The following is a 15,622-nucleotide window of genomic DNA, read 5'->3' as shown; positions in this document are numbered from 1 at the left end:
AGCGGGCCTCGAAGGAGCCCTCCAGTGATCGCAGCGCGAGCGGGAAGCCTCCTTCGAGGCCTCCGCTTCGCTGCGGCACCTCAGGATGAGGTGATCTGCTCGGAATTGCACGGTTGGCGGATAGCGCATCCAGACCGCCGCCCCGGGGCGACGCGATCCTCATCGCCGCCCAGTCCGGGCGCGCCCTGACGCAGGCCGCGCGCCGGTCGGGCCTGCGCCCCTATGTCCTCGACCTCTTCGGCGATGCCGACACGCTCGCCCTCGCCGAAGGCTATCGCCCTGCCGACGGTCGTTTCGGCGACGGGCTGGCGGGAGAGGGCGTGCTCGCCGGGCTCGATGCCCTGGCCGCCACGGCGGACAAGCCACCGATCGGGATCGTGCTCGGCAGCGGCTTCGAGAATGCGCCGGACCTGATGGCGAGGATCGGCCGGAGCCACAGGCTTCTGGGCGCCGGCCCCGATACGGTCCGGGTGCTGAAGGACCCGCTCGCCTTCGCCGCCCTCTGCCACCGCCTCGCGATCCCGCATCCGGCGGTGACGCGGGAGGCCGTGACCGATCGGTCGGGCTGGCTCCTCAAGCGCTCGGGCGGGTCCGGCGGCAGCCATATCCGTCTCGCCGGCGTGGGGAGGGCACCGGCGGGCGCCTATTTTCAGAGGCGGGTCGCCGGCACGGCGCACGCCGTCGCCTTCCTCGCCGACGGGCGCGAGGCGGCGATCGTGGCGGTCACCGAGCAATGGAGCGCGCCGTCGCCCCTGCGCCCCTTCCGCTATGCCGGGGCGCTGGAACGCGCCGCCCACGAGGCGTCGGTCCTGTCGGCCGCGACCCTCTCCCGCGTGACGGCGGCCATCGCCGGACTCGTCGCGGAGACCGGGCTCGTCGGGCTCGCCAGCGCCGACCTCCTCGTCGCGGAGACGGGGTGGTGGCTCACCGAGATCAACCCGCGCCCGGGAGCCACCCTCGACGTCCTCGACCGCCGCGCCACGCCGCTCCTGGCCGCGCATATCGACGCGAGCCTCGGCGTTTTGCCGCGAATCGAACCCGCACCGGTGGATGCGGCGGCCACGGAAATCTGTTACGCGGCAGCCGGCTACGCGCCGATGCCGCCCCTCGACTGGCCGGATTTCGTTCGCGACCGCCCACAATCCGGCACCTGCGTGCCACGCGATGCGCCCCTCTGCACCGTGTTCGCCGCAGGCCCGGACTCGGCCGCCACCCGAGACCTATTGCGCGTCCGGGCCGCCACTCTGCGGACCCTGCTCGCCACGACGGAGGAAGCCCGATGACCACCCATCCCCCCGCCACGCTCCGGACCACGCCGAGCCTGAACGCCCTCGCCAATCCCCTCGTGGAGAAGCTGGTGGCCGATGCCGAGGCCCTGCGCCTTGCCGTCACCACGGAGAACGGCGCACGCATGGTCGATGCCGGCGCCACCGTGCGCGGCTCCATCGAGGCCGGCCGGCGCATCGCCGAGATCTGCCTCGGCGGCCTCGGCACCGTGTCGATCGTCCCCACCGGGCCGATCGCGGCCTGGCCCTATTCCGTGGTGGTGCATTCCGCCGACCCGGTGCTCGCCTGCCTCGGCAGCCAGTATGCCGGCTGGTCGCTGGCCGACGAGACCGGCGATTCCGGCTTCTTCGCCCTGGGCTCCGGCCCCGGCCGCGCCGTCTCGGTGGTGGAAGACCTCTACACCGAACTCGGCTACCGCGATTCCGCCAGCCGGACAGCCCTGGTGCTCGAGGCCGCCGGCGGACCGCCCGCCTCCGTCATCGCCAAGGTCGCCGAGGCCTGCGGCCTCTCGGCCGATGCGCTGACCTTCATCTACGCGCCGACTCAGTCGCTGGCCGGCTCGACCCAGGTCGTCGCCCGCGTGCTGGAAGTCGCCCTGCACAAGGCCCACACCGTGGGATTCGACCTGCACAAGATCGTCGACGGAATCGGTTCGGCCCCGCTCTCGCCGCAGCATCCCGACTTCATCCAGGCCATGGGCCGCACCAACGACGCCATCATCTATGGCGGCCGGGTGCAGCTCTTCGTCGAGGCCGACGAGGCGGATGCCAAGCAGCTCGCCGAGCAGCTGCCCTCCACCACCTCCGCCGATCACGGCGCCCCCTTCGCCGACATCTTCGGCCGGGTGAACGGCGATTTCTACAAGATCGACGGCGCGCTATTCAGCCCGGCCGAGGTCATCGTTACCTCGGTGACCACCGGCAAGAGCTTTCGCGGCGGCCGGCTGATGCCGGAGCTGGTGGAAGCCTCCTTCAGCTGAGCTGACCGGAGAAGCCGCCGCGCCAGCCCCTCTCCCCACCGGGCGGGGAGAGGATCGCGGGCACCTTGTCGTACCTGCGATGAGCGGAGGCGAAGCCGGAGCGAGGGTGAGGGGGTCTCTCTAAACGAGGCTCCTCCGGGAACGCCCCCTCACCCTCGGCTGCCGCCTCGCCGTGCCGACGACGAGGTCGTCACGGCCCTCTCCCCGCAAGCGGGGCGAGGGGAACGCCTATCATCCCGGCCGGGCCGGGACCGGATCACCGTGTGAGACCACATCCATGCGCATCGGGCTCGCGGCCGATAACGGCAATTGGCACAAGGCCCGATTGAGGGCCGCCCTGGAACATCTCGGCGCCGAGCCGGTGCTGTTTTCGCTCGCCGACGTGGCGGTGGTCACCGGCGCGGGCGAGCCGCTTCGTGTGCCGGGCTTCGCGGACGGGTTGCCCGACGGCGTCCTCCTGCGCACCATCGCCGGGGGCACCTTCGAGGCCACCACCATGCGGCTCGGCGTGCTCCACGCCCTCATGGCCTCCGGGGTCACGGTGTGGAACTCGCCCGGGGCCATCGAGCGCTCGGTGGACAAGGCTATGACGAGCCTCCTCGTCGCCAGGGCCGGACTGCCCACCCCCGACACCTTCGTATTCTCCAGCCGCGAGGCCGCCGCCGCCTGCGTCGCCCGCGAGGCGGGGCCGGGCCGGCCGCTGGTGCTCAAGCCGCTCTTCGGCTCACAGGGCGAGGGTTTGCAACTCATCGAACGGTCGGAAGACCTGCCCGACGAGGAGGCCGTGTCGCGGGTCTATTATCTCCAGCGCTACATCGCGCGGAACGACGGCCTCTGGCGCGATTACCGGGTCTTCGTCTGCGAGGGCAGGGCCATCGCCGCCATGATCCGCGAGGGCGACGGCTGGATCACCAACGTCCATCGCGGAGGCCGGCCCTTGCCCTGGGCGATGCCGGAGAAGGCCGCGGAGCTCGCCGAGCGCGCGGCGGCCGCCATCGGCGTCGATTACACCGGCATCGACCTCGTGGAGGACGGGGAGGGCGGCTACCTCGTTCTCGAAGTCAATTCCATGCCGGCCTGGTCGGGCCTGCAGCAGGTCACCGAGGTCGACGTCGCGGCCGCCGTGGCCCGGGGCTTCCTCAACGCCGTGCGGGCGGCGAGGCCCCCTCGGCTCCTCGCAGCATCGGGATGAGCAGGCTTTCGCCGGAGGCGATCGCCGTGGCCTACAGGGCGTGCTGCCTCGCCGAGCTCGATGCCCTGAAACCCGGCAACGTCCACGTCTTCGGCGACGGCCATCGCATGGCGGTGGCGGATTTCGTCACGAGCGCGGAGGTCTCCGCGTCCCATCTGGCAGAACCCGGCGCGCGGGTCGGCCGTCGGGTGCGCACCGCCATGGAGGCGACCCTCGGCGCGGTGGGCCAGAACACCAATCTCGGCATTCTCCTCCTCTGCGCGCCCCTGGCGCTCGCCGCCGAGCGCGGTGGCCCTCTGCGCGGGGCGCTGAGCCACGTTCTCGATACCCTCAACGCCGCCGATGCGACCGACGTCTTCGCCGCGATTCGCGCCGCGAATCCCGGCGGCCTCGGCAAGGCCGAACGCCACGACGTGACCGGACCGGAAGCTCCGGCCAGCCTCCTCGCGGCCATGGCGGAAGCGGCCCCGCGCGACCGGATCGCCCGCGCCTACGTCACCGGCTTCGCCGACATCTTCGGCATCGGCATACCCGCATTGGCGGAGGCGCGCGGCAAGGGCCTCACGCCGCCCTGGAGTACGACGGCTTTGTTCCTCGGCTACCTCGCGGCCGTTTCCGACAGCCATGTCGCGCGCAAGCACGGGGTGGAGCGGGCCGACGCCCTGCGCATGGAGGCGAGGGAGCTTCTTTCCCTCGATCTCGCCACGCGCCCCGTGGCCGAGCTCCTGGCGCGAGACCACTCGTGGAAGGCCCAGAACCTCAATCCGGGCACCAGCGCGGACATGACGGTGGCCACCCTCTTCGCCGACCGATTGCTGGCGGCTGGAACCTGAACCCGATGAATCCAGCCCTCCGGCGGCGACGGGGGGGGGGCGCCATAATCGATGCAGTGGCGCGTTCAAGCCCCCGTTCGGCAAAGATTTTGCTCGAATCCGCCCCCCTTGCAGGGTTGTTCCGGCAGAGACCCCAGAGTAGGGTCCGCGCCGCGATCCGGGCAAACCGGTCCGGTCCCATTGGGGCTGGACGCCGTGAACAAGGATGGCTTTCGGCCGCGCCAAACTACGGGGCGGTCATGCTTTTTCAAGACTCCTGGGAGAAACCCCACATGGCGAAGATCAACAAAGTTCTGGTCGGCGAGGCTCTCGTCGGCGATGGCAACGAGGTCGCCCACATCGATCTCATCATCGGACCGCGCGGTTCGCCGGCCGAGACGGCTTTCTGCAACGGCCTCGTGAACAACAAGCACGGCTTCACCAGCCTGCTCGCGGTCATCGCGCCGAACCTGCCCTGCAAGCCGAACACCCTGATGTTCAACAAGGTCACCATCAACGACGCCCGTCAGGCCGTCCAGATGTTCGGCCCCGCCCAGTACGGCGTTGCCAAGGCCGTGCAGGACGCCGTTGCCGAAGGCATCATCCCCGCTGACGAAGCCGACGACCTGTTCATCCTGGTCGGCGTGTTCATTCACTGGGAAGCTGCCGACGACGCCAAGATCCAGAAGTACAACTACGACGCCGTGAAGCTGTCGATCCAGCGCGCCGTCAAGGGCGAGCCCACCGCTGCCTACGCCACCGAGCAGCGCAACTCCGCTTCGCACCCCTTCGCGTCGAACGCTTAGATCGGGGACAGTCCTGGGCAGAGCGCGCCTCCGCCCGCACCGCGGGGCCTGCTCCAGCGACTGGCTTCCATCTTCCTCGGACGATGAAACATGAAACGAGGCGGCTCCGGCCGCCTCGTTTTTTTGTGTCTCCGGCCGGCTACGCCCGTAATGTCCCGTCGTGGATCGCGGACGCCACCAGGGCACCCGTGACGCCGATCTCCTGCAGCGCGGCGACATCCGCCGGTCCGCGCACCCCGCCCGCCGCGTAGAGTCGCGTCGCGGGGCTGATCTCGCGGATCTCCGACAGGCGGCTGAGGTCCGGCCCGGTCCCGGCACCGACCCGGCTCAGGGTCATCACGATGACCTCGGAAGGCCAGTGCGCCGGCTCGTCATGAAGCTCCGCCGGTCCCATCCGCTCCGCGCCCCGGCTGTCGAGGGAGAAGACCGCGCGGTCTCCCAAGGCCCGCATCAGGGCGGCATCGTGCTGGCTCTCGCTGCCGATCACCGGGCGCCCCAACCCCTCCGCCAGGAACGCATCGACGCCGGGGCCGCCGGAGAATCCCGCATCGACCCAGAGCTGGACGCCCGGACAGGCGCGAGCGACCTGCTCGAGGCTGCCGAGATCGGGGGGCCTGCCGTCGATGATCGCATCGAGATCCGCGACGTAGAGAATGCGGGCGGCGATCGCGGCGACCAGCCCCTGCGCGACATCCCCGGGCGACGATCCCTTTGCCAAGGACGTCACGATCGGGGCATAGGAGGCGCGATCGCCGGCCCGCGCCCGCACCACCTCTCCGTGGCGCAGGTCGATCACCGGAACGATCCGAAACCCGTCCTTCATCCCCGTTCCTCCCTGTACGGACCTGCCCGTGACGCCTGCCGCATCCACGCACAACCCGGTGATCGGCTGGGATCTCGGGGGGGTCCATGTCAAGGCGGCCCTGGTTCGCGACGGCCGTGTCGAGGCGGTGGTACAGGCACCCTGCCGTCTATGGCGCGGCCTGCCCGCCCTCGACGAGACGTTTTCTCAGCTGCCCGATTGGGCGCGCGGAGAGGCCGACCATGTGGTGACCATGACCGGCGAACTCACCGACTGCTTCTCCGACCGCACCGATGGCGTGGCGCAGCTCTCCGCCTGGGCGAGCGCGAATCTCGCCGGTTCGGTGCGGATTTATGGCGGCCGGGCCGGGCTCCTCCCGCCCGGCGAGGCGACGGGCGCCGCCATCGACGTGGCCTCGGCCAATTGGCACGCCACGGCGGCCCTGGTCGGCCGCCACGCGGCGAACGCGCTCCTCGTCGATATCGGCTCCACCACCGCCGACCTGATCCCCATCGTGGACGGCCGCCCCACCGCCACCGGCTACAGCGACGCCGAGCGCCTGGAGACGGGCGAACTGGTCTATTCCGGCGTGGTGCGCACGCCCGTCCTCGCCTTCACCGCATCGGCGCCGTTCAAGGGCAGACGCACCGGCCTGATGGCCGAGACCTTCGCCACCACGGCCGACGTCTACCGCCTTACCGGCGACCTGCCCGAGGGGGCCGACCAGCAGCACAGCGCCGACATGAAGGGGAAATCGATCCCCGAGACCGAGATCCGCCTCGCCCGGATGATCGGCCGCGATCATGCGGAGGGAAGCTCGGCCGATTGGCGTGCCCTCGCGGCCCATTTCGCCGAGTGCCAGTTGCGGCCCCTCCACGACGCGGCGGCGATCCTGCTCTCGCGCCCCGACATCGCGGCGGATGCGCCCCTGATCGTCTGCGGGGCAGGGCGGTTCCTGGCCGAGCGGCTGGCCCGGCGCCTGGGACGCCCCGCCGTGGCGCTCACCGACCTCATCGCGCCGTCGCTCGCGGAGGAGGGCGCCGTCTGGGCCTCCACCTGTGGCCCGGCCGTGGCGGTGGCCCTGCTGGCCGCCGAACCTATCCAGCACTGAGCCGAACGGGAGACCCGCATGAGCGCCACGCACAAACTCGCCCGCATCCTGGCCACGCGCTCCGGCGCGGGAATCGAGCTCGCCCTCGCCACCGAGGGCGGCCAGACCCTCAAGGTACTGGCGAGCCAGGACCAGATCGACATGCTGGTGGACGAGTTGGAGGACATCCTCAATTCGCCGGTCGAGCCCGGCGACGACGAGCCGCCGGCGGCGGCGTGAGGCGCCGCTCCCCTCAATACGCGTCGCGCTCCTCGCGCTCTTCGTCCCCCAGCAGACCCCGGATCTGGTCGAGGCATCCCTGGAGGATGTAGGCCGCCGCCAGCATGTCGACGACCTCGCCGCGCTTGGCCCGCGAGGCGTCCGCCGCGATCAGCGCCCGCGTCACCGCCGCCGTGGACAGGCGCTCGTCGCAGAACAGCACCGGCAGGTCGAGCAGGGGCTTCATGTTGCGCACAAAGGAACGCGTGGCCTGGACGCGCGGCCCTTCGCTGCCATCCATGTTGAGGGGCAGGCCCATGACGAGGCCGCCGACCTGGTGAGTCTCGCACAGGAGGCGGAGGCGGGCGACGTCGGGCGTGAATTTCACCCGGCGGATGGTCTCGAGGGGCGAGGCGATCTGCCGGCCCACATCCGACAGGGCGAGCCCGATCGTCTTGGTGCCGAGATCGATCCCGATGAGGCGCCGGCCGCCCGCGGACGCCGCGACGAACGCCCGGACCTCGTCTTCCGTCACGAGACCTGACCCAGGAAACTGGAAGACAAGGGCTCGGCGCCCATGCCGAGAATGCCGCGCACTGCGGGCCCTTGAAGCCGGCGCATGAGATCGGGGAGGTCGGCGCCCCCGAACCGCACCGATTCGAGATCGGCGGCCATCACCCAGATCTCGTATTCCCGGCGCTCCGTCTGGTCCGCGCCGACGACCACATCCCAGAACAGGAACTCGCCTGCTTCGGTCTCACCGAAGAAACAGGCGCGTTCGACCACGCTCGGATCGTCACCCTCCACCTCGAAGCGATGCCCCTCCCGCGTCTCCAGCACGGAGGCGATGCTGTGCGCGATTAGTTCCGAACGGGTGACGAGGTCCGCGCTCTCGGTGGGGCTCGGGATCGCGATGCGAACGGAGCCGGAAGCGAGGCCGATTCCGCAATCGAGGCAAAAGCTGCGGTAGCTCTCCGGCAGCGGGAACCCCAGCTCCGTCTCCGCGCGGTCGAGATCGGCCGGATCGGATTTCGGTCCTGCGGTGAATTCGGCGAACACCGTCTGCCACATGATGTCTATCCCCAACGCGACCCGATCCTACGTCCGAAGGGGAATAGCCGCACCGGGAGCGAATGCGCCATAAGCTCGTTAAGGATTTGCTAACGATACGGAGACAGCATGAATCGGCTCGGCCGCCTCTCCCAGGTTTTCGGCGCGCTACGGTCTCCCGGCAAAGGTGGCAGAGCCTGGAACGTCGACACGGCGCGCGAGATGCCGTTCCGGCACAAGCTCATGCTCGCTTTGGCGCTCGAGATCCTCGTCCTCGGCTTCCGGCAGTCGGAAACGCTCCGCCAGGACAAGGGGATTGTGGTCGAAGCCCCCTCTCATCCCGGGAACGCCATCGTCTGAGACGACGCTTCCGCACGCCCCGGCGTTGCGGCGCCGCGAAGCGCGGTGCTATAGCCCGGCCCCTGACGCGCGTTCCGGCGCAGGTCCCGAGGTCCGAAGGCAGCATGTCGGTCGACGCAACCACAGTGAGGCGCATCGCGCATCTGGCGCGTATCGCGGTGAGCGACGAGGAGGTCGCGCCGCTCCAGGGTGAGCTCAACGCCATCCTCGCCTTCGTCGAGCAACTCTCCGAAGTCGATGTCGAGGGCGTCGAGCCGATGACCTCGGTCACGCCGATGGCGATGAAGAAGCGCACCGACGTGGTGACCGACGGCGGTCACGCTCGCGACATCGTCTTCAACGCCCCCGAGACCGAGGACCATTACTTCCTCGTCCCGAAGGTGGTCGAGTAGCACGCTCGATTTCGTGATGCGTGCCCGGCTCGGACCGCGCGGCGCCTGAGAATGGCGACGGGGTCCGGCGGGCTTTGAGGACAGTAGGCGGCATGACCCATCTCAACGAACTCACCCTGGCCGAGGCTCGCGACGGGCTGAAGGCCAAGGATTTCTCGGCGACCGACCTCGCCAAGGCCCATCTCTCGGCGATCGAGACGGCGCGCGGCCTCAACGCCTATCTGCTGGAGACGCCCGAGCGCGCCCTGCAGATGGCGGAGGTCTCCGATGCCAAGATCGCCTCTGGCGAGGCCCGGCCCCTCGAAGGCCTGCCGCTGGGCGTCAAGGACCTGTTCTGCACCCACGGGGTCGCCACCACGGCCGGCTCCAAGATTCTCGAAGGGTTCCAGCCGCATTACGAATCGGCCGTGACCCACAATCTGTGGCGTGACGGCGCGGTGATGCTGGGCAAGCTCAACCTCGACGAGTTCGCCATGGGCTCCTCCAACGAGACCTCGGCCTATGGCGACGTGGTCTCGCCCTGGCGGCGGCAGGAAAACGGAACGCTCTCTGACACGAAGTTGGTGCCGGGCGGCTCCTCCGGCGGTTCGGCCGCTGCCGTGGCCGCGCATCTGTGCCTGGGCGCCACCGCCACCGATACCGGCGGCTCGATCCGCCAGCCCGCCGCCTTCACCGGCACGGTGGGCATCAAGCCGACCTACGGGCGCTGCTCGCGCTGGGGCACGGTGGCCTATGCCTCTTCCCTCGACCAGGCCGGCCCCATCGCCCGCACGGTGCGCGACTGCGCCATCCTGCTCGGCTCCATGTCCGGGGCGGATGCCCGCGACACCACCTGCGCCGACCTGGCCGTGCCGGATTTTGAGGCGGCCGTGGCGCGGGGCGTGAAGGGCCTCACCATCGGCATCCCGAAGGAATACCGGGTCGAGGGCATGTCCGCCGAGATCCAGGCGCTCTGGGACAAGGGCGCCGCGATGCTCAAGGATGCCGGCGCCACGATTCGCGAAATCTCGCTGCCGCATACGCGCTACGCGCTGCCGGCCTATTACATCGTCGCCCCGGCCGAGGCCTCCTCGAATCTGGCCCGCTACGACGGCGTGCGCTACGGCCTGCGCGTGCCCGGCAAAGACATCGCCGGGATGTACGAGAACACCCGCGCCGCGGGCTTCGGCCGCGAGGTGAAGCGCCGCATCATGATCGGCACCTACGTGCTCTCGGCAGGTTATTACGATGCCTATTACGTCCGCGCGCAGAAGATCCGCACCTTGATCAAGCGCGACTTCGAGGAGGCCTACGCCTCCGGCATCGACGCAATCCTGACCCCCGCCACCCCGTCCGCCGCCTTCGGCATCGGCGAGAAGGGCTCGGGCGATCCCGTGGAGATGTATCTCCAGGACGTGTTCACCATCACGGTGAACATGGCGGGCCTGCCCGGCATCTCGGTGCCCGCCGGCCTCGACGCGCAGGGGCTGCCCCTCGGGCTCCAGCTCATCGGGCGCCCGTTCGACGAGGAGACGCTGTTCGCCGCTGCCCAGGTGATCGAAACGGCGGCCGGACGGACCAAGCTGCCCGCCGCGTGGTGGGCATGAAAGCGCGGCCATGACCGTTCCGGTCTATCCTTTCGACGTCTGGATCTGGGCCGCGTTCGATCCCGTCCTGATCGCCATCGCCCTGGTCATGGGCTGGAAGTCGGATCAGTTCGTGAAGGTCATCCTGGTCTCGCTGATGGCTTTCGCCATCTCGGTGCTGGTGTCCTGGGCCGTCACGGCCATCGGCATTCCCTGGCCGGCGCCGATCAGCCATGACGGGCCGACCTTCTTCCCCATTCGCTGGATGGCGGGCTTCCTGTGGGGCACCCTGGGCTTCCTCGCCCACCAGCTCTATCGCCTGCGCGCTTGACCGCGCCGGCCGGTCCTTCCACCTTTCCGGTGCGGTTTCGCGCCGCGCAACACTGAATCCGGGCCATCATGACCGCTGCCGTGAACCCAAAGAAACTCATCAAGGGCGGCCTGCACGACTGGGAGGTCGTGATCGGCATGGAGATTCATGCCCAGGTCACGAGCCGCTCGAAGCTGTTCTCCGGCGCCTCGACGGAATTCGGGGGCGAGCCCAACGACCACGTCTCCCTGGTGGACGCGGCGATGCCTGGCATGCTCCCCGTCATCAACGAGGAATGCGTGGCCCAAGCCGTGCGCACCGGCCTCGGACTGAAGGCGCGGATCAACCACCGCTCGGTGTTCGACCGGAAGAACTATTTCTATCCGGACCTGCCGCAGGGCTACCAGATCAGCCAGTTCAAGGACCCCATCGTCGGCGAGGGCGAGGTGCTGGTCGACCTGCCCGAGGGTGAGACCATCACGGTGGGAATCGAGCGCCTGCATCTCGAGCAGGATGCCGGCAAGTCCCTGCACGACCAGAACCCGACCCAGAGCTTCGTCGACCTCAACCGCTCGGGCGTCGCCCTGATGGAGATCGTCTCGCGGCCGGATCTCCGCTCGTCGGAGGAGGCGCGCGCCTACGTGACCAAGCTGCGTACCATCCTGCGGTATCTCGGCACCTGCGACGGCGACATGGAGAAGGGGTCGCTGCGGGCCGACGTGAACGTCTCGGTGCGAAAGCCCGGCGAGCCGCTCGGCACCCGGTGTGAGATCAAGAACGTCAACTCGATCCGCTTCATCGGTCAGGCCATCGAGGTCGAGGCGCGGCGCCAGATCGCGATCATCGAGGATGGCGGCACGATTTCCCAGGAGACCCGCCTGTTCGATCCGGGCAAGGGCGAGACCCGGTCCATGCGCTCGAAGGAAGAGGCGCACGATTACCGCTACTTCCCCGACCCGGACCTGCTGCCGCTGGAATTCGACCAGGCCTATGTGGATGCGCTGGCCGAGGGTTTGCCGGAACTGCCCGACGCCAAGAAGGCCCGCTTCATCGAGTCCTACGGCCTCTCTCCCTACGATGCCGGCGTGCTCATCGCCGAGCGGTCCTCCGCCGATTATTTCGAGGCGGTGGCCAAGGGTCGCGACGGCAAGGCCGCGGCGAACTGGGTGATCAACGAGCTGTTCGGCCGCCTCAACAAGGAGGGCCACAGCATTGAGACGAGCCCGGTCTCGGCCGATCAGCTCGGCGCCATCGTCGACCTCATCGGCGAGGGCGTGATCTCCGGCAAGATCGCCAAGGACCTTTTCGAAGTTGTCTGGTCCGAGGGCGGTGACCCGCGCGAGATCGTCGAATCGCGCGGCATGAAACAGGTGACCGATACAGGCGCCATTGAGGCGGCGGTGGACGAGATCATCGCCAAGAACCCCGACAAGGTTCAGCAGGCCAAGGAAAAGCCGACCCTGCTCGGCTGGTTCGTCGGCCAGACCATGAAGGCCACGGGCGGCAAGGCCAATCCGGCCGCGGTAAATGCCCTGCTGAAGGCGAAGCTCGGGATCGAGTGACCCGCGCCGCGCCGTTGTTGAGGCTCTCATTTCAACCGGTTGCTCAACCCCGACAAAGACATCCTCGACCGGCCCTGGCGCATCATGGTCAGCGGCATGCGCCGGCGGGCGCGCGGAGGCGGCTAACGAGATGTCTTAGAGGCACACGTGTCGGCCCTCGTGATGGCACCGGTGGCGGGGCGGGCGCCCGTCAGCCACACATCTCCCACTTTTATCGGGGGGCATGGCGCTCGGGCGCGCGAACGTCACAGGAGAATCCCAAATGCCCCTCAGGCTCGACCACTCCTCCGTCGAGGAACTCAACCTGGCCTTGCGCCTGTATCGGCGCCTTCTCGTTCGCCTGCCCCTGATCCTCGTCCTGGGCTTCGCCGGGGTGATCGGCCTGTCCCGTCTCAGCACGGTCCTTTCGCCGCCCTACGGCGTCTATCTCCTCGGGTGGGGCCTGGAGACTTGGGGATTGCTCGGCCTCCTCGCCCTTCTCTTCGCGGAGTTATGGTGGGAGGGCCGCCAGATCGGCAAGGCCCTGAACCATCCGGCCCTGCTGGATGCGCCGATCATGGGGCTTATGGGCGGCCTCGGCGTGATCGGTGAGCGCGCCGCCGAGATCGGGATGGAGCCCGGATTCTTCCACGGCCCGCTGCGGCCGATCCGCCAGCGCTGACGAGACCATGGCGCTCGGCAAGCCGGTCCCTCGCGGGCGAAAAGCTTCCGCGGTCGATCGCGAGAGCATCTAACACTTTCATGATCCGGCGGTATGAGGACGGCGGTTTTTTGCCCTGGGGCTAAAACCACGCTCTCTCAAAATCAGCGATCAGTCATGTGGGAAGGTCTTGCGGGCCTCAAGGCTCGGACACGTCGGGTGAAGACAATGGACAGGCGGCGGAAGCGGTCGAATTGGGGCATTCTGCGCATTCGAAGTCGTGCCGTATCGGCCGCTTCTGCGCCCCGGAGACCGCTTCCGTCCCGTGATTCGCGTTTGTGCTGCTCAACGTCCAGGCCGAATTAGTCCCGGATGATCGTCGCAGCATCCTGCTGGGGTGGAGTCATTCCCATCTCCTGCCTCTAAGTTGGCCGTGATCGACAACCGATCTACGCCTCCTCGTTGCTTGAGCTGTGCTTTGTTCAAGAGCACATGATCAAGGTGCGACTGGATCGCCCTTACGTCAAGCCCCTATCTCGTCTTTCCGGCAACTGTATTCTTTCCCATTCCGCCACATCTTAAAAAGCGCTGCCCATTCAGGTGGTTGGCCAGGTGGTCGACAAAGTGGTCGGCAAAGGATCGTCCGCGTTCCGGGGCCGGATTCAGGCGACGTTCCGGAGTGCCACGCCGCCGCGCGGAGGTGCGAGATTGGGCATCCGTCCCATCGCCTCCGCGTAATCCGCCGCCAGTTCCGCCGCGCCGCGCAAGCCTCCCGGCTCGTCCCGGTAGCCGCCCCAGCCGGCAATGGCGCCGCCCTGCCATTGCCGCTCGATCGCGGCACGCTCGGGCGTGCCGGTGAAGGCGGCGATGAAGGCATCCGCCGCCATGAGCAGGCGGCAGGCGCTCGGATGGTCGGCGACGGCGGCGGTGTAGTACCAGGGCGCGGGTGCGATGTTGCCGGGCACGATCTCGATGCGGCCGCGCCACGGGCTGTCGGCGCCGGTGCAGGCCCAGTGCATGATCGGCGCGTCCACGGCGAAGGCATCCACCACGCCCTCGGCCAGGGCATCGTGAATACGGCCCTGGTCGGTGATCGGCACGAGGCTGCCGAGGGTCGCCACCCGCCTTCCCTTCGCCTGCAGGTTCTCGGCCCAGCGCAGTCCGGCGGCCTCCAGCGTGGCGTAGGCGCTCGGATCGTTGATGACGCCGAGCGTCCGGCCGTCGAGGTCGGACAGGCTGCGGATGCGCGTGTCGCCGGTCCGGCGGGCCAGCACGTAATGGAGGTGGGTATAGGCCTGCGAATAGGCGATGGCGCCGAATCCCGGGCTCGGCGGCAGGGCCGACCAGACGATGTCGGCGGGCGCCTCGGAGGCGGTCCGGCCCGCGTCGAGCAGTTCCGTGCACTGGTCCCAGGGGCATTCGACGAAGACCGGCGTGACGCCGAGGGACCGCGCGAAGGCCGTGGCATAGGCGATGTCGAGGCCGAGCAGGGCGCCGCCGGCGGCCTTGCGGAAGGACAATCCCTTAAAATCGGGCTCCACGGCGATCCGAAGGGTACCGCGAGCCCGGATGTCGTCGAGGAGATCGAAGCCTTTCGGACGGCGGGCGAGACCGTGCCGGGCCATGTCCGGCGCGGGCAGGCCCGAGGCGGCCGCCTGCAGCGTGGCATCGGCCAGAGCCAGGGCGCGGACGGCCTTGGCCTCCGTCCGGTCGATGCTGCTCTGCATGGCACCGAGAGCCTCACCGATGGAGGCGTTGCTGGCGCTGATCGCGGACAGTTCGACGCCTACACCGCCGAGCAGGGTTTCGATCCGGTCGGCGGTGGCCCGCACGGAACCGGCGAGTCCGTCCAGGGCATGGTCCGTCGAGACGCGCAGGGCAGAGAGATCGGCGCGGACATCGGAGAAATCGATGATGCCGGCCGCGTTGCGTGCGCTCTCCCGGGTCTGGTCGGCCAGGGCGCGGACCTCGGCGGCGACCACGGCGAAGCCGCGCCCATGCTCACCGGCTCTCGCCGCCTCGATCGTCGCGTTCAACGACAGCATCCGGATCGTCGCGCCGATCCCGTCGATGGCGGCGACGATCCGGCTCGCCTCGGTGGCCTTGGTGTCGATGCGCGCGCCGATGCGGGCGATCTCGGCGTTGATCTCGCGCATGGCCTGACCGACCGCATCCACGAGCTCGCCGCGGAGGCGCTCGGCCGTTCCCGCCGCCGTGTCGCGGCCGACGCTGCCGAGCGTCGCCGCCAAAGAACGGTCGACGCCTGTCGATTGGCGACGGATCTCGCGGGTGAAGCTGGCAGCCTGTCCATTGGCGCGGGCGGCGTGGCGCATGAGTGTCGCCATGCCGGACACCGCGTCGGTGACGCCCGTGCTTTTGGGCATCGCGGTCGGGTCGTTCTCAAGGTCGTCGATGGATTTCAGCACGTGATCCGACCCAGCCGGGAAGATGCCGACAGACTCGCTCATGGCCCTTAAGCGTGGCTGAAACCTTTTCGCGATCCGTGCTCAACTTCGCGCCAATGCTGGAGAAGTTTTCACCGTGTCATCGCCGGGA

At 68.9% G+C, this 15,622-nt stretch carries 17 protein-coding genes; 13 read left to right on the top strand and 4 right to left on the bottom strand.

All coding sequences use genetic code 11. From position 1 onward, the window contains the following. Nucleotides 1-113: 113 nt before the first annotated feature. From ASF26_RS17480 to fae, 5 genes are all read left to right on the top strand, one after another. Nucleotides 114-1,283, top strand: coding sequence for an ATP-grasp domain-containing protein (locus tag ASF26_RS17480; protein WP_056256739.1), 1,170 nt, complete (start codon nucleotides 114-116; stop codon nucleotides 1,281-1,283). Next, on the top strand, nucleotides 1,280-2,266 hold the full coding sequence (mch, locus tag ASF26_RS17475; RefSeq protein WP_056256735.1) for a methenyltetrahydromethanopterin cyclohydrolase: 987 nt from the start codon (nucleotides 1,280-1,282) through the stop codon (nucleotides 2,264-2,266). Before ASF26_RS17480 ends, mch begins: the two co-directional genes overlap by 4 nt. Nucleotides 2,267-2,543: 277 nt before the next feature. Continuing rightward, a complete protein-coding gene (locus tag ASF26_RS17470; protein WP_056256732.1) occupies nucleotides 2,544-3,458 on the top strand; it encodes a RimK family alpha-L-glutamate ligase in 915 nt (304 codons plus the stop codon). Continuing rightward, entirely contained in the window at nucleotides 3,455-4,291 is an 837-nt protein-coding gene (locus tag ASF26_RS17465) for a triphosphoribosyl-dephospho-CoA synthase (RefSeq protein WP_056256728.1), read from the top strand. The genes ASF26_RS17470 and ASF26_RS17465 overlap by 4 nt, the downstream gene beginning before the upstream one ends. Nucleotides 4,292-4,563: 272 nt before the next feature. Continuing rightward, nucleotides 4,564-5,076, top strand: coding sequence for a formaldehyde-activating enzyme (fae, locus tag ASF26_RS17460; protein ID WP_018043473.1), 513 nt, complete (start codon nucleotides 4,564-4,566; stop codon nucleotides 5,074-5,076). Nucleotides 5,077-5,215: 139 nt separating this feature from the next. Here the strand turns inward: fae and ASF26_RS17455 are convergent, their stop codons facing one another. Further along, nucleotides 5,216-5,899, bottom strand: coding sequence for a HisA/HisF-related TIM barrel protein (locus tag ASF26_RS17455; RefSeq protein ID WP_056256724.1), 684 nt, complete (start codon nucleotides 5,897-5,899; stop codon nucleotides 5,216-5,218). A 28-nt stretch (nucleotides 5,900-5,927) separates the two neighbouring features. Here ASF26_RS17455 and ASF26_RS17450 point away from each other — a divergent pair, with 28 nt between their 5' ends. Both ASF26_RS17450 and ASF26_RS17445 read left to right on the top strand, forming a co-directional pair. After that, nucleotides 5,928-6,989, top strand: a complete 1,062-nt coding sequence (locus tag ASF26_RS17450) for a hydantoinase/oxoprolinase family protein (RefSeq protein ID WP_056256720.1) — start codon at nucleotides 5,928-5,930, stop codon at nucleotides 6,987-6,989. An 18-nt stretch (nucleotides 6,990-7,007) separates the two neighbouring features. Further along, the gene (locus tag ASF26_RS17445) at nucleotides 7,008-7,208 is read left to right on the top strand and encodes a hypothetical protein (RefSeq protein ID WP_056256716.1); all 201 of its coding nucleotides are present in this window, start codon (nucleotides 7,008-7,010) and stop codon (nucleotides 7,206-7,208) included. A gap of 13 nt (nucleotides 7,209-7,221) precedes the next feature. Here ASF26_RS17445 and ruvX read toward each other — a convergent pair whose 3' ends face one another. After that, nucleotides 7,222-7,722 carry a Holliday junction resolvase RuvX gene (gene ruvX, locus ASF26_RS17440; protein WP_056256713.1) on the bottom strand — a complete coding sequence of 167 codons (501 nt, stop codon included), beginning with the start codon at nucleotides 7,720-7,722 and terminating at the stop codon, nucleotides 7,222-7,224. Next, the gene (locus ASF26_RS17435; protein WP_056256710.1) at nucleotides 7,719-8,258 is read right to left on the bottom strand and encodes an SMI1/KNR4 family protein; all 540 of its coding nucleotides are present in this window, start codon (nucleotides 8,256-8,258) and stop codon (nucleotides 7,719-7,721) included. The genes ruvX and ASF26_RS17435 overlap by 4 nt, the downstream gene beginning before the upstream one ends. Before the next feature lie 108 nt (nucleotides 8,259-8,366). On the opposite strand from ASF26_RS17435, the gene ASF26_RS17430 reads away from it, so the two are divergent. The 6 genes from ASF26_RS17430 to ASF26_RS17405 all read left to right on the top strand — a co-directional run bounded on the left by ASF26_RS17430 (nucleotide 8,367) and on the right by ASF26_RS17405 (nucleotide 13,087). Continuing rightward, a complete protein-coding gene (locus ASF26_RS17430; protein WP_056256705.1) occupies nucleotides 8,367-8,597 on the top strand; it encodes a hypothetical protein in 231 nt (76 codons plus the stop codon). A 104-nt stretch (nucleotides 8,598-8,701) separates the two neighbouring features. Continuing rightward, entirely contained in the window at nucleotides 8,702-8,989 is a 288-nt protein-coding gene (gene gatC, locus ASF26_RS17425) for an Asp-tRNA(Asn)/Glu-tRNA(Gln) amidotransferase subunit GatC (protein ID WP_018043480.1), read from the top strand. A 92-nt stretch (nucleotides 8,990-9,081) separates the two neighbouring features. Beyond that, entirely contained in the window at nucleotides 9,082-10,575 is a 1,494-nt protein-coding gene (gene gatA / locus ASF26_RS17420; protein ID WP_056256701.1) for an Asp-tRNA(Asn)/Glu-tRNA(Gln) amidotransferase subunit GatA, read from the top strand. Between the two features lie 10 nt (nucleotides 10,576-10,585). Next, a complete protein-coding gene (locus tag ASF26_RS17415; protein WP_018043482.1) occupies nucleotides 10,586-10,885 on the top strand; it encodes a hypothetical protein in 300 nt (99 codons plus the stop codon). Nucleotides 10,886-10,953: 68 nt separating this feature from the next. Then, a complete protein-coding gene (gene gatB, locus ASF26_RS17410) occupies nucleotides 10,954-12,426 on the top strand; it encodes an Asp-tRNA(Asn)/Glu-tRNA(Gln) amidotransferase subunit GatB (protein ID WP_056256698.1) in 1,473 nt (490 codons plus the stop codon). 262 nt (nucleotides 12,427-12,688) lie between these two features. Next, complete coding sequence (locus ASF26_RS17405; RefSeq protein WP_056149356.1) at nucleotides 12,689-13,087, top strand: hypothetical protein; 399 nt, start codon at nucleotides 12,689-12,691, stop codon at nucleotides 13,085-13,087. A 641-nt stretch (nucleotides 13,088-13,728) separates the two neighbouring features. Here ASF26_RS17405 and ASF26_RS17400 read toward each other — a convergent pair. Next, entirely contained in the window at nucleotides 13,729-15,534 is a 1,806-nt protein-coding gene (locus tag ASF26_RS17400) for a methyl-accepting chemotaxis protein (protein ID WP_056256691.1), read from the bottom strand. Between the last annotated feature and the right edge of the window lie 88 nt (nucleotides 15,535-15,622).

Source organism: Methylobacterium sp. Leaf93 (assembly GCF_001422345.1).
Taxonomy (GTDB): Bacteria; Pseudomonadota; Alphaproteobacteria; order Rhizobiales; family Beijerinckiaceae; genus Methylobacterium; species Methylobacterium bullatum.
Note: the sequence above shows the minus strand (reverse complement) of the source record. Positions and strands in the feature narration are given on the sequence as shown.